General features: G+C 65.9%; 10 protein-coding genes. 8 read left to right on the top strand and 2 right to left on the bottom strand.

What is annotated here, in order from left to right:
• Positions 1-27 precede the first annotated feature (27 nt).
• The 3 genes from LK539_RS12590 (at position 28) to LK539_RS12580 (ending at position 3,232) form a co-directional block, all read left to right on the top strand.
• Positions 28-843 carry a hypothetical protein gene (locus tag LK539_RS12590; RefSeq protein ID WP_227801268.1) on the top strand — a complete coding sequence of 272 codons (816 nt, stop codon included), beginning with the start codon at positions 28-30 and terminating at the stop codon, positions 841-843.
• A gap of 32 nt (positions 844-875) precedes the next feature.
• The gene (locus LK539_RS12585) at positions 876-1,712 is read left to right on the top strand and encodes a hypothetical protein (RefSeq protein ID WP_227801267.1); all 837 of its coding nucleotides are present in this window, start codon (positions 876-878) and stop codon (positions 1,710-1,712) included.
• Between the two features lie 80 nt (positions 1,713-1,792).
• Positions 1,793-3,232: a dihydrolipoyl dehydrogenase gene (locus LK539_RS12580; RefSeq protein ID WP_227801266.1), complete on the top strand. Its 1,440-nt coding sequence runs from the start codon at positions 1,793-1,795 to the stop codon at positions 3,230-3,232.
• Between the two features lie 43 nt (positions 3,233-3,275).
• Here the strand turns inward: LK539_RS12580 and LK539_RS12575 are convergent, their stop codons facing one another.
• Positions 3,276-3,761, bottom strand: a complete 486-nt coding sequence (locus LK539_RS12575) for an SRPBCC family protein (protein ID WP_227801265.1) — start codon at positions 3,759-3,761, stop codon at positions 3,276-3,278.
• A 173-nt stretch (positions 3,762-3,934) separates the two neighbouring features.
• Between LK539_RS12575 and LK539_RS12570 the strand changes: the two genes are divergently transcribed.
• The 3 genes from LK539_RS12570 (at position 3,935) to LK539_RS12560 (ending at position 8,578) form a co-directional block, all read left to right on the top strand.
• Positions 3,935-5,995 (top strand): UvrD-helicase domain-containing protein, encoded by a 2,061-nt coding sequence (locus LK539_RS12570; protein WP_227801264.1) that lies wholly within the window; start codon positions 3,935-3,937, stop codon positions 5,993-5,995.
• Between the two features lie 156 nt (positions 5,996-6,151).
• Positions 6,152-8,296: a DUF4214 domain-containing protein gene (locus LK539_RS12565; RefSeq protein WP_227801263.1), complete on the top strand. Its 2,145-nt coding sequence runs from the start codon at positions 6,152-6,154 to the stop codon at positions 8,294-8,296.
• A gap of 66 nt (positions 8,297-8,362) precedes the next feature.
• Entirely contained in the window at positions 8,363-8,578 is a 216-nt protein-coding gene (locus LK539_RS12560; RefSeq protein ID WP_227801262.1) for a SlyX family protein, read from the top strand.
• Here the strand turns inward: LK539_RS12560 and LK539_RS12555 are convergent.
• Positions 8,553-9,848 (bottom strand): FAD-dependent oxidoreductase, encoded by a 1,296-nt coding sequence (locus tag LK539_RS12555; RefSeq protein ID WP_227801261.1) that lies wholly within the window; start codon positions 9,846-9,848, stop codon positions 8,553-8,555. The genes LK539_RS12560 and LK539_RS12555 overlap by 26 nt on opposite strands.
• A 173-nt stretch (positions 9,849-10,021) precedes the next feature.
• Here LK539_RS12555 and LK539_RS12550 point away from each other — a divergent pair, with 173 nt between their 5' ends.
• Both LK539_RS12550 and LK539_RS12545 read left to right on the top strand, forming a co-directional pair.
• On the top strand, positions 10,022-12,154 hold the full coding sequence (locus LK539_RS12550) for a M3 family metallopeptidase (protein WP_227801260.1): 2,133 nt from the start codon (positions 10,022-10,024) through the stop codon (positions 12,152-12,154).
• 106 nt (positions 12,155-12,260) lie between these two features.
• Positions 12,261-14,372, top strand: a complete 2,112-nt coding sequence (locus LK539_RS12545) for a M3 family metallopeptidase (protein WP_227801259.1) — start codon at positions 12,261-12,263, stop codon at positions 14,370-14,372.
• The last annotated feature ends 25 nt before the right edge of the window (positions 14,373-14,397 follow it).

Below are 14,397 nucleotides of genomic sequence, written 5' to 3'. Positions count from 1 at the left end.
GCAGCTCAACCGTTCCGGAGCCCCGCCTTGCCCCTGCCGATCGCACGCCGCCTGCTGCCCGCGCTGCTTGCCCTGCCCCTGGCGCAGGGGCAGGCCGCGTCGCGCGCCGCGCTCGAGGCGGTCCACGACGTCCGCATCTGGATCGACGCCCGCAATTGCGGCGCGGCCGTGGAACAGCTCAAGGCCGGCCTGAAGGCCGGCCATCCCGAGGTCGCGCTGCTGGCCGGCTCGATGTACGAACACGGCGTTTGCGTCAAGGCCAGCTGGGACAATGCGGTCACCTTCTACGTGCAGGCACACCAGGGCGGCCTGCCGGGAGCTGCCGCGCGCCTGGCGGCCGGCTATGCCGACCCGGCGCGCGGCCCGGATGCCGCGGCGGCCCTGTGGTGGAGCCTGCGCGACCGAAGCGGAGCGCGTAGCGGATCCTGCGCCGTCCCACAAGGCGTGGAACAGGACCCCGAGCGCTTTGTCGCCGAACTCAAGACCTGGGAACCTGCCAGGCTTGCGATCTGCAACTACATCATCGGCGTGCTCTGGACCATCGCGGCGGAAGTGAAGTATCCGGCACAAGCCCAGGCCTGGGGGCTGCATGGCGATGTGACGCTGCGCTTTCTCCCGGGGGTGCCGCGCATCGAAGTCAAGAAAGGCGAGACCGGGGCCTATCAGTTATACGGCTTGATCGACGGCGATGTCCTGCGCGACCGCGAGTCCATTCCAGCGCGGGACGGCTTCGAGAAATTGATGCGCGAAGTCGCCGACCGCGCCTTGCGCCGTTACCCGCAGCCTCCAGGCATCCCGGCCGATACCTCGGTCTCGGTCAAGTACGTGTTCTTCCTCGAATGAGCAAACCTTCGACTTTTCCAAGGAGCGTGGCAATGGCATACCAAGGTGGCACCCATGGCCGGCTGGCCGTTCTTCTCGCGGCGCTGCTGGCCGCGCCGGCCGCGCTGGCGACCCTGCCAACCGACGGCGAGCTGTCGGCCGCGGAAATCCGGCGCCGCATCGAGAACCGCGACTGCAGCGGCGCGGTCGAGCGACTGAAACAGGCCCTGGCGAAGAACGAGCCCGAGGCGGCGCTGATGGGCGGCTCGATGTACGAGCATGGCGTCTGCGTCAAGCGCGACTGGCAGCGCGCCATTCCGCTGTATGCGCGCGCCGTCGAGGGCGGGCAGCCGGAAGGCGCCGAACGGCTGGCGGCGGGCTTTGCCGATCCGGTCAATGGTCCGGACGCGGCCGCCGCCATCTGGTGGGCCTGGCGCGGACGCGGCTTCGACCAGTCCGAATGCGGGGTTGACGGCAAGGCGCCGGCCGACCCCGAGCGCCTGGTGGCCGAGATGGGCAAGTGGAAGCCGGAACGGCTGGCCTACTGCACTTACGTGGCGGGCGTGATGTCGACCATCTCCGCCGAGATGCGCTTCCCCGACCTGGCGCGCGGCTTCGCGGTCGGCGGCGACGTGTCGCTGCGCTTCTATCCGGCCACGCCGCGCTTCGAGCTGAAGCAGACCGGTTCGCGCGAATACGACCTGGTCGGCTACTTCGCAGTCGACCGCCTGCGCGACCGCAAGCGCAAGGCCGTCACCGGCGGCTTCGAAAAAGTGGTGGGCGAAGTGGCCGACCGGGCCCTGCGGCGCTACCCGCATCCGAAGGGGATCCCGGAAGACACCCTGATCCAGACCACCTACACCTTCGGCTACACCTTGCACAACTACTAGGCGCGGCGGCCAGTCGCCTGCCGGGTTCGGGAAAATCGCGTATCGTCTTGGTTATCCGACAAAGGAAGCAGGAGAACGCGATGAAACAACTCGACGTGGACGTCGCCATCATCGGCACCGGCACCGCCGGCATGACGGCCTACCGCGCGGCCCGGGCGCAGGGCGCGCGCACCGTGGTCATCGAAAGCAGCCATTACGGCACCACCTGCGCGCGCGTCGGCTGCATGCCGAGCAAGCTCCTGATCGCAGCCGCGGAAAGCGCGCATGCGATGCAGCACAGCGCGCCTTTTGGGGTGCATGCGGGCGAGGTGCGCATCGACGGCCGCGCCGTGATGGAACGCGTGCGCCGCGAGCGCGACCGCTTCGTCGGTTTCGTGCTGGAGAGCGTCGAATCCTTCCCCGAGGAAGACCGCCTGCGCGGCCACGCGCGCTTCACCGGGCCGCACACGCTGGTCGTCGACGACCATACCGAGATCACCGCCGCCCGCATCGTGATCGCCACCGGCTCCACCCCGCTGCGCCTGCCGGCGCTGGAGAATGTCGGTCCCGGCATCGTGACCTCCGACGACGTGTTCTACTGGGATGACTTGCCGAAGTCGGTGGCCGTGATCGGCACCGGCGTGATCGGCCTGGAACTGGGCCAGGCCCTGCACCGGCTCGGCGTGCGCGTGAAGCTGTTCGCGCGCGGCGGCAGCATCGCCCACTTGAGCGACCCGGAAGTGCTGCGCAGCGCCACCCGGGTGCTGACGGACGAACTCGACATCCAGTTCCAGTCGAAGGTGGTGGGCGCGGTGCAGGAAGGCGAGGAGGTGGCGCTCACCGTCAGCGACGCCCTGGGCGAGGAGAAGACAGAGCGCTTCCAGTACGTGCTGATGGCGGCCGGCCGCACGCCCAACGTGCACGATATCGGACTGGAGCACACGGGCCTGGAGCGCGGAGACGACGGCATCCCGTATTTCGATGCCCGCACCATGCAGTGCGGGAACAGCCACATCTTCATCGCCGGCGACGCCAACAACGAACGTCCGCTGCTGCACGACGCGGCCGACCACGGCAAGATCGCCGGCGACAATGCGGGCCGCTACCCGGACGTGCGTCCCGGCCTGCGCCGCACCGCGATCGCGGTCGCCTTTACCGAGCCGAACATCGCCACCCTGGGCGCCGGCTACCGCAGCCTGTGCGAAGGGGGCAAGCGCAAGTTTGCGGTGGGCGCGGTCTCGTTCGAGAACCAGGGCCGCAGCCGGGTCATGTTGCAGAACAAGGGGATGCTGCGGGTGTATGCGGAATTCGGCTCGCGCCGCTTCCTGGGCGCCGAGATGATCGCGCCGCGCGCCGAGCACCTGGCGCACACGCTGTCCTGGGCCTGCCAGATGCGCATGACGGTGGACCAGATGCTGGACATGCCCTTCTACCATCCGGTGATCGAGGAGGGCGTGCGCACCGCCCTGCGCGACCTGGCCCAGTGCCTGACCCGCGGCGAGAGCGAGATCGACCCGGCCGATACCGAGCCGGGTACATAAAGATTAGCTGGGCTTAACTGAATCCCGAAAAGATCAGAAAAACTTAATTCAGGTAGCTCGCATCCAGCTTGCCCTCGCCGGCCAGCTGGCGCAGGATGCGCACCGTGTCGATGTCGGCTTCCTGGTAGGCAGAGCGCTTGAAGTCGTCGTACATTTCGTTGGCCGGGTCGCTGTGCTCGCCCAGGCCGTCGTCGTAGCAGAAGCGCACCAGCAGCACGGCGCTGGTCGGCGCCTCGATCTTCATGACCAGGCTGGAAGCGGCGATCTCGCCCTGGGCCGGCACCTCGTAGCGCACTTCCTTCAGCGGCGTCAGGTGCACGACGTCGTCGATCACCAAGTCGCCGTAGCGCAGGCGGCGGCTGAAGCTGCCGCTGCTGCGTTCGCCGATGGTGCATTCGTCCAGGTGGGGCACGAACAGGGTCGGCGATTCGGCGCGCAGCACCAGCCCGCGCCACAGCTGCTCGATCGAAATGGTGTCGATCAGCGGGTTCATCGGATCGTTGATCTGGATGAGATGTTCAAATTTCATGTGCGGTGTCCAAAAAGCCTCGGCGCACGGCGCCGCAAGGGTGCGATGGTACCCGATTGTGTCTTTCCGCGCCGCGCCGGGGCGGTGTTGCAAACACGTCCATTCCGCATTTTTGCCTGCGCGTTGCCGAACTCATCGTTACAATATCCGGCCATTCTGCAGAAATCTTTCCCATGTCCAACGCACCAAAATTCGGCCTCAACGGGCCGCAAAGCGAAGCCGTGCTCTATCTCGACGGCCCATGCCTGGTGCTGGCCGGCGCCGGCTCGGGCAAGACGCGCGTCATCACGCAGAAGATCGCCTACATGATCGAGCATTGCGGCTACGATCCACGCACCATCGCCGCGCTCACCTTCACCAACAAGGCCGCGCTCGAGATGCAGGAACGCATCGGCAAGCTGCTCAAGCAGCCCAAGCAGGCCAAGCAGCTGACTGTCTCCACCTTCCACTCGCTGGGCGTCAAGATCCTGCGCCAGGAAGCGGCCGGCGTCGGCCTGAAGGACAAGTTCTCGATCATGGACAGCGACGATTGCTATACCGTCGTGTCCGACCTCGCCCTCACCACGGACAAGCAGGAAATCCGCCGCATCCAGAACGCCATCTCGTTGTGGAAGAACGGCCTGGTCGACCCGGACGACGCTATTCAAGCGGCGAAGGACGAGGACGAAGCCATGGCCGGACGCGTCTACCGCAGCTACCTGGCCACCCTGCAGGCCTACCAGGCGGTCGACTTCGACGACCTGATCCGCCTGCCGGTGGAACTGTTCCGCAACAACGAATCGATCCGCGACCGCTGGCAGCGCCGCCTGCGCTACCTGCTCATGGACGAGTACCAGGACACCAACACCTGCCAGTACGAGCTGGTGAAGCTGCTGGTGACGGGCATCGGCAAGAAGCCGATGTTCACCGCCGTGGGCGACGACGACCAGGCGATCTACGCCTGGCGCGGCGCCTCGGTGGAAAACCTGAAGACCCTGCAGACCGACTTCCCCGACCTGCGCGTCATCAAGCTGGAACAGAACTACCGCTCCACCACCCGCATCCTGCAGGCGGCCAACGCGGTCATCGGCAACAACCCGAAGCTGTTCGAGAAGTCGCTGTGGTCCGAGCACGGCCTGGGCGAGCCGATCGAGGTGCTGGGCATGCAGAGCGACGAGCAGGAAGCCGAGCAGGTTGCCATCATGATCTCGGCCGACCACTTCCAGCGCAAGAACAAGTGGACTGACTATGCCATCCTGTACCGCGGCAACCACCAGGCGCGCGTGATCGAGCAGGCCCTGCGCAAGGAGCGCATCCCCTACACCATGTCGGGCGGCCAGAGCTTCTTTGACAAGGCCGAGATCAAGGACATCATCGCCTACCTGCGCCTGATCGCGAACCAGGACGACGACCCCGCGTTCATCCGCGCCGTCACCACCCCCAAGCGCGGGGTCGGCATGGCCACGCTCGAGACCCTGGGAGAATTCTCCAAGCAGTGGAACTGCTCGCTGTTCGAGGCGGCGCGCAAGGGCGGTTTGGAGGCCAAGCTGGCCGAGCGCCAGCTGGCGCCGCTGCGCGACTTCTGCCGCTTCATGCTCGAGCTGGAAGACCGCGCCACCCGCCCGGGCCCGTCGGGCAGCGGCGACAACGCGGCCGAGGTGCTGGACGACATGATGAAGGAGATGAACTACGAGCACTACTTGTACGAGAATTTCGACGACCGCGCGGCCCAGGGCAAGTGGCAGAACGTGCTCGAGTTCACCAACTGGCTGAAGGAACGCGGCCGCGGTGGGCGCGACCGCGACGGCGAGGAAAAGAACCTGCTCGAACTGACCCAGATGGTGGCCCTGATGTCGATGCTCGAAGGCCAGGACGAGGAGCAGGATGCGGTGCGCATGTCGACCCTGCACGCGTCCAAGGGCCTGGAATACCCGCACGTGTTCCTGGTCGGGGTGGAAGAGGGCATCTTGCCGCACAAGGGCGACCCGGACGCGCCGGTCGAAGTGATCGCGGCCCGCATCCAGGAAGAGCGGCGCCTAATGTACGTGGGGATCACGCGCGCCCAGCGCACCCTGCGCCTGACCTGGTGCAAGAAACGCAAGCGTGCGGGCGAACTGGTGCATTGCGAGCCCTCGCGCTTCATCAAGGAGATGGCGCTGGACGTTGGCGACGCCCCGCCCAAGGAAAGCGAAGTGCTGAGCCCGAAGGAGCGCCTGGCCAGCCTGAAAGCCCTGCTGGCCATGCCGAAAGCATAAACGTACCAGGAATGCGTTGCGCATAAGCCTTGAAACCCTGCTAACGGTCGCGCACGATTGAAATTCTTATTTGACTTCGTCTTAATAGCAGGAAATACTTTCCGGAAACCGAGCTCATCATGGATGCTCACGTCCCACTTTACTTAGATTTCGCCCATGGCAAACGTTTCCGACCTCGAAAATACGCCCCGTTCCGGGCTGAACCACATTGACGCGCTGCTCGACAAGGGCCCTGACTGGAATTTCCTGACCACGGGCCCCGCCAACACGATCTACTACACTTTCTCGATTTCTTCGGGCAATGAAAAGGATGTGACTGGCCAGGAAGCGTTTACCCAGGCGCAGCAGATCGCCACGCGCGGCGCGTTCGACTACCTCCAGCAGCTGACCGGCATCCAGTTCGTCGAGACCGCGAACGGCGCCGGCGCCCAGCTTCACCTGGCCAACCTGGACATCGAAGGCAGCAACACGACCGGGCTGTGCAGCTGGAACGCTCCATACACCTATGGTGTTGGTAACACGCTGATCGACTACAAGCCGCAGGCCTATGTCTATCTCGACAACTTCGAATGGTACGACCAGAACCGCGACCTGGCACCGGGCGGCGTGGGTTATCAGACCCTGCTGCACGAACTGGGCCATGCGCTCGGCCTGAAGCACCCCTTCGAGGATGATGTCCACCTGCCGTTCAGCCAGGACAATACTCGTAATACCTTGATGTCCTACACCGATAGCGGCGGACCCTACAGCACCTTCAGCCCCTACGACATCGCAGCCCTGAACTGGCTGTACGGCGGCGACGGCCTGCGCGGCGCGCTCGGCATCAACTCGACCACCGGCGGCCGCTACATCACCGGCACCAGCGCGGTGGACCGCCTGACCGGCACCGCCTTCGACGACGTGCTCGCGGGTGCGGGCGGCAACGACATCATCGATGGCGGCGCCGGCGTCGACACGCTCGCTTTCGGCCGCGTGCGCGGCGAATACACCTTCAGCCAGGACGCCAGCGGCAATGTGCTGGCCAGCCACGCCAGCCTGGGCACGGTCACCATCAGCAACGTCGAGCAGTTCTCCTTCGTGGACGGCAAGTACCAGCGTGCGCAGGTGCTGAGCGACAGCACGCCGCCGGCCGTACCGAGCCTGTCGGTGACCAAGAACGCGGCCAACTTCACCTCGTACAGCAAACCGCTGTTCACCGGCCAGGCCGAAGCGAGCGCCACGGTCCGCATCTACGTGGGCGAGCGCATGGTCGCGGAAACCCAGGCCGACGCCAAGGGCCTGTATTCGGTCGTTGCCACCACCGTGTTCAACGATGGCCTGAACTATTCGGTGCGCGCCACCGCGACCGACGCCGCCGGCAACGTGTCGGCCTTCAGCGAAGCGGTCGGCTTCAATGTCGACGCCACGGCGCCGGTCAAGCCGACTTCGACGATGACCCTGGCCACGAGCAGCAACCAGCCGGTGTTCAGCGGTACCGCCGAAGCCAATTCGACGATCAAGCTGTACCGCGTCGACGGCGATCGCGCCATCGAAATCGGCCGCACCGTCACCAAGGGCGACGGCAGCTGGAAGCTCGACTCGGCAGCGCTGCCGAACGGCGTGTACAAAGCGATTGCAGCGTCCGAGGACATCGCCGGCAACGCCACCAGCGCCAGCGACTACCTGAATTTCACCATCGACAGCACGCTCAGCCAGACCGGCACCGCCCAGAACGACCGCATCACCAACCTGGGCGTCGGCAACAACGCGGTCGACGGCGCAGGCGGCAGGGATACCGTCGTGTACGCGGGCCTGAGCGAGCACTTCACGCTCAAGCGCGGCGTCTACGGCGTCACCGTGACCGACACGCTCGGCAACCTGGGGACCGACAACCTGATCAACGTCGAGCGCATCCAGTTCAACGATACCTGGAAGGCGCTCGACGTCGACGGCATCGCGGGCCAGGCCTATCGCATGTACGAAGCGGCCCTCGGCCGTGCGCCGGAAAAGGCGGGCCTGAGCTACTGGATCTGGCGCATGGAAAACGGCTCCACCATCCAGCAGGTGGCGTCCGACTTCATGAAGACGACGGAATTCGCGGGCATCTATGGCGCCAACCCGACCGATGCCCAGTTCATCCGCCAGATGTACCTGAACATCCTGGACCGTGAACCGGACGCCGGCGGCTACGTCTACTGGGAAGGCCGCATTGCCACCGGCAGCCGCGAACAGATCCTGGTCGACTTCAGCGAAAGCCCGGAGAACAAGGCCCAGGTCATCGCCGCGATCCAGGACGGCATGGACTACTCGCCCTGGGCGTGATCCAGGGCCGCTCATTGGCTGCGTACCGAAATGGCATAATGCCGGCTTTGCGCCGGGAGGCAGCCAATGAGCCATGAAGACCCGATCAACGATCGCTTCGTCGATATCGAGATCAAGCTCTCGCACCAGGAAGACCTGGTCGAGACGCTGAACCAGACCATCTACCGCCAGGAGCGCCGCATCGACCAGCTCGAAGCCATGGTCGCCGCGCTGGCCGACCACGTCCGCACCCTGCAGTCCACCCGCCAGGGGCCGGTCAACGAGAAGCCGCCCCACTACTGAGCATCATCCCCAGCCGCTTGCCCAGGCACAGCAGTGTTAGGGTCGGCGGCAGTCCCCAGGGCTGGGGAATCACCGAGGCATCGCATACGTGCAGGCCGGGCGCGGCGCGCAGTTCGCTGTCCACGCCGGCGCCGATGCGGATGCTGCCGCCCGGATGGGCGGCGAAGTGGTGGGTGACGAACACCTGCTTCGCATCCGCCTGCGCCAGGATGGCGCGCGCCATCTTGACGCCCTGGTCGAGACGCGCGCGGTCGCCCGGGCTCAGGCGCTTGTCGACCCAGCGCGGCCCGACGGCGCCGCCGATGTCGTCACGGATCTTCACCATGATGCTCAAGGTCCGCCGGTGCGCGCCCACGCGGTCGACCCGGCCCGCCTGCAGCGCAAAGGCCGTGTACATCGCGTTCGGGAGCGTCAGGTCGGCCAGTGCGATGCCTTCCTCGGGAAAGCTGGCGCCGGCCGCCATCGGCACTTCGGCGCCGCCTTCGAGGTCATCGACGCTGCCCATCACCGCCACCACCGGATCGCTGAAGAAGGGCGCGTGGCGCGGCCCCAGCCCCGACGCATGCAGCAGGCGCGGGCTGCCAATGCCGCCGCCAGCCAGCACCACGAGCGGCGCGCGTGCCGTCCGGATGGCGCCATCGCGTTTGAATTCCACCCCGGCCGCACGGCCGTCCTGCATCAGCACGCGCAGTACCCGGCTGCGGTCCATCAGCACGGCGCCGTGGCGGCAGGCCTCGTCAACGAAGTCGCGCGCGCTCCACTTGGCGCCGTAGGGGCAACCGTAGACGCAGCGCCAGCAGCCGCTGCGGCAGGCCTGCGGCCGGATCATCTTGTCGAGTTTCTGCCAGGCGAAGCCGGCGGCGCGCGCAGCAAGCATGATGCGCGCCGCCATCGGTCCGACCAGGCTGTCGGGCAGGGGCGCGAGCGGCAGCTCGGCGCGCAGGGCCGCCAGGCTGGGGGCCAGGTCGATGCCGTGGGCCGCGAACATCGCGGCCGGCGGGGCGCTGGCGGTGGCGAAATTCAGCGCCGAGCTGCCGCCCAGGGTGCTGCCCGACACCAGCAGCGAGGCATCGCGGTGCAGCCAGGCGCCGCGTCCCGGCAGCGCCATGGTGGCCATCTGCCCGATGGTGCCGGCGAGCGGCGCGGCGCTGCCCTGTTCCAGCACGAGCACGCGGGCGCCGGCCTGCGCCAGTTCGCGCGCGGTGCTGGCGCCGCCGGGGCCGGTGCCGACGACGATGGCGTCAAAGGAGGGGTCGGTGAAGGTATTCATGCGTAACGGCGCATGCTAGCACGGCGTTTTGATACATGAAGATACAAGTCGGTTACATGCCATATACATACCTTTATTGTTGTGACGATGTGTGTATAAGCCTGCTATGATCTTCGCGCAACGGCTGTCGAGTACACGCGGCAGCTCCTTCCCAAGAGTCCGTGAAAGATCTCATGAACCGACCCTACCCGCTCATCGTTGCCGCCAGCCTCGCATTCATCCAGGCATCGGCAATCGCAGCACCTGCAGCACCCGCCCTCGACGCCTCCAATCCCTTCGCCCAGCCCAGCAGCCTGCCGCTGAACTACCCGGCCTTCGACAAGATCAAGAACGAACACTTCCTGCCCGCCTACGCGGCCGGGATGGCCGAGCACCTGCGCGAGATCGATGCGATCGCCACCAACAAGGCGGCGCCGACGTTCGACAACACCATCGTCGAGATGGAGCGCGCCGGCCAGCTGCTCACGCGCGTGGCCATGACCTTCTCGAACCTGCAGACCGCCAACACCAACGACACCCTGGATGCGGTCGACCGCGAGATGTCGCCCAAGCTGGCCGCCCACAGCGACGCGATCTACCTGAATCCGGCGCTGTTCCAGCGCGTGAAGACCCTGCACGACAAGCGCGCCACCCTGAAGCTGGACGCCGAGTCGAAGCACCTGCTCGAACGCGTGTACAAGGAATTCGTGCGCGCCGGCGCCAACCTGTCCGCCGCCAACAAGGACAAGCTCAAGAAATATAACGCCGAGATCGCCTCGCTGCAGTCGGACTTTTCGCAACGCGTCCTGAAGGAAGCCAATGCCTCGGCCCTGATCGTCGATACCCGCGCCGAACTGGCCGGCTTCTCGGATGCCGAGATCAATGCCGCCGCCGCGGAAGCGGAAAAGCGCGGCCAGAAAGGCAAGTTCGCGATCGCGATCGTCAACACCAGCAGCCAGCCGGCGCTGTCCAGCCTCACCGACCGCAAGACCCGCGAGCGCCTGATGGCCGCGTCCCTGAACCGCGGCAGCCGCGGCGGCCAGTATGATTCGCGCGACCTGGTGCTCAAGCTGGTCAAGCTGCGCGCCGAACGCGCGGCGCTGCTGGGCTACCCGAGCTACGCCGCCTATTCGCAGGAACTGGAAACCGCCAAGAATCCGGCCGCCGTCAACAAGCTGCTGGCCGAACTGGCCAAGCCCGCGGTGAACAACGCGAAGAAGGAAGCGCTCGAAATCCAGAAGATCATCGACAAGGAGCGGGGCGGCTTCCAGGTCGCCGCGTACGACTGGCCGATCTACCAGGACAAGGTGCGCGCCGCGAAATACAACTTCGACGAGAACCAGCTGCGCCCCTACTTTGAACTGAACCGCGTGCTGGTGGACGGCGTGTTCTTCGCCGCCACCAAGGAATACGGCATCACCTTCAAGGAGCGCAAGGACCTGCCGGTGTACGATCCGGACGTGCGCACCTTCGATGTATTCGATCACGACGGCAAGCAGCTGGCGATCTTCATCTTCGACCCCTACGCCCGCGGCAACAAGCAGGGCGGCGCCTGGATGAACGAATACGTGTCGCAGTCTCACCTGCTGGCCAAGCGCCCGGTGGTCGGCAACCACCTGAACATTCCCAAGCCGCCACGGGGCGAGCCGACCCTGCTGACTTACGACGAAGTGCGCACCGCCTTCCACGAGTTCGGCCACGCGCTGCACGGCATGTTCTCGAACGTGAAGTACCCGCACTTCTCGGGCACCAACGTGCCGCGCGATTTCGTCGAGTATCCGTCGCAGGTCAACGAGATGTGGGCGATCTGGCCGGAAGTGCTGGCCAATTACGCGAAGCACCACCAGACCGGCGCGCCGATGCCGAAAGAGCTGCTCGACAAGGTGGTCGCCTCCAAGAAGTTCAACCAGGGCTACATGACCACCGAATACCTGGCCGCCTCGCTGCTCGACCAGCGCTGGCACCAGCTCAAGCCGTCGCAGATCCCGAGCGACGTGCTGGCCTTCGAGGCCAAGGCGCTGAAGGACGCGGGTGTCGACTTCGCCCCGGTGCCGCCGCGCTACCGCACGACCTACTTCTCGCACTCGATGAACGGCGGCTACTCGGCCGGCTACTACGCCTACCTGTGGAGCGAAAAGCTCGACGCCGATACGGTGCAGTGGTTCACGCAGAGCGGCGGCCTGTCGCGCAAGAACGGCGACCACTTCCGCAAGACCCTGCTGTCGCGCGGCGGCAGCGCCGATGCGATGGACCTGTTCCGCGACTTTCGCGGCCGCGACCCGGTCATCGAGCCGCTGCTGGAACGCCGCGGCCTCACCGGAAACTGAGCCGCTCACCCGGCTTTCCTGCGCCGCGTCCTGTGCTGCCGGGCCACAAGCCTGGCAGCACAGGACGGGCGTGTATCAACGTAGTCCAATCATTATCCGAGACACCATGAATCGTCCCCGTATGCTCCTGATCGCGGCCAGCGTCGCGATGGCCAACCTGGCCTATGCCGCACCGCTCGACGCGTCCAACCCCTTCGCCAAGCCGAGCACCCTCCAGTACGGCTACCCGGCCTTCGACAAGATCAGGGACGAGCACTTCGCGCCCGCTTTCGACGAAGGCATGCGCGAGCAGGCGCGCGAAATCGACGCCATCGCCAACAACAAGGCTGCGCCGACCTTCGAGAACACCATTGTCGCAATGGAGCGTTCGGGGCGCCTGCTGAACCGCGTTTCCTCGGTGTTTTCGGCCCTGGTTGGTTCCTACACCAACGACACCCTGCAGGCCCTGGACAAGGAACTGGCGCCCAAGCTCGCCGCCCACGGCGACGCGATCCGCCTGAATCCGAAGCTGTTCCAGCGCATCCAGACCCTGTACGCCAAGCGCGCCAAGCTGGGCCTGGACGCCGAATCGACCTACCTGATCGAGCGCTACCACAAGGACTTCGTGCGCGCCGGCGCCAAGCTCTCCAGCGCCGACAAGGACAAGCTGCGCGCGTACAACAGCAAGCTGGCGGCGCTGCAGACCCAGTTCAGCCAGAACGTGCTGAAGGAAGTGAACGCCTCGGCCTTCGTGGTCGACACCCGCGAAGAGCTGGCCGGCCTGCCGGAGAAGGCCATCGTGGCCGCCGCCGCCGAAGCGAAGAAGCGCGGCCTGGACGGCAAGTTCGTGATCCCGGTGGTGAACACTACCCAACAGGGTCCGCTGTCGCAGCTGAGCAATCGCGGCACCCGCGAGAAGCTGCTGTCGATCTCGACGGTGCGCGGTTCGCGCGGCGGTGAATTCGACAACCGCGACATCGTGCTGCAGCTGGCCAAGCTGCGCGCCGAGCGCGCCGAGCTGCTGGGCTACAGCAGCCACGCCGCCTACTCGCTGGAAGACCAGACCGCCAAGGACACCACCGCCGTCAACAGGCTGCTGTCCGACCTGGCCGCGCCCGCGGTGCGCAACGCGAAGAAGGAAGCCGCCGAGATCCAGGGAGTGATCGATGCGGAGAAGGGCAATTTCAAGGTCGCCGCGTATGACTGGAACTTCTACAGCGACAAGGTGCGCGCCGCCAAGTACGCCTTCGACGCCAACCAGTTGAAGCCGTATTTCGAACTCGACCGCGTGCTGAACGACGGCGCCTTCTTCGCCGCCAACAAGCTGTGGGGCATCACCTTCAAGCAGCGCAAGGACCTGCCGGTGTACGACGCCGACGTGCGCGTGTACGACGTCTTCGAAGAGAACGGTGCCCACCTGGCGATCTTCGTGCTGGACCCGTACGCGCGCCCGAACAAGCGCGGCGGCGCCTGGATGAGCGCCCTGGTCAGCCAGAGCACCCTGCTGGGCGACAAGCCGGTCATCACCAACAACCTGAACCTGGCCAAGCCGGCGCCGGGCGAGCCGACCCTGCTCAGCTGGGACGAGGTGCGCACCACCTTCCACGAATTCGGCCATGGCACCCACGGCTGGTTCTCGAAAGTGAAGTACCCGCGCTTCTCGGGCACCAGCGTGCCGCGCGACTATGTCGAGCTGCCTTCGCAGGTGTACGAGATGTGGATGGCCTGGCCGGAAGTGCTGGCCAATTATGCGAAGCACTACCAGACCGGCGAAGCGATGCCGAAGGAGCTGCTGGACAAGCTGCGCGCCTCGCAGCGTTTCAATGAAGGCTACCGCACCACCGAGTACCTGGCCGCGGCCGTGATCGACCAGCGCTGGCACCAGCTCGGCTCGAAGGCCATCCCGACTGACGTGAAGAGCTTCGAAGAGCAGGCCCTGAAGGAGGCCGGCCTGGACTTCGCGCCGGTCCCGCCGCGCTACAGCTCGACCTACTTCTCGCACGCCTTCTCGGGCGGCTACTCGGCCGGCTACTACAGCTACCTGTGGGCCGAGCGCCTGGATGCCGACGCCGGCGAATGGTTCAAAGAAAACGGCGGCCTGCAGCGCAAGAACGGCGACCGCTTCCGCACCATGGTGCTGTCGAAAGGCGGCACCATGGATGCGGTGCAGATGTACCGCGACTTCCGCGGTCGCGATCCGGTCATCGAGCCGCTGCTGGAACGCCGTGGTTTGAACTGAGCGTAGTCCCGGGAGTCGCCCAGGC

The organism is Massilia sp. IC2-476 (assembly GCF_020707295.1).
Lineage (GTDB): Bacteria > Pseudomonadota > Gammaproteobacteria > Burkholderiales > Burkholderiaceae_D > Telluria.
This window is presented reverse-complemented; position numbering and strand designations above follow the sequence as displayed.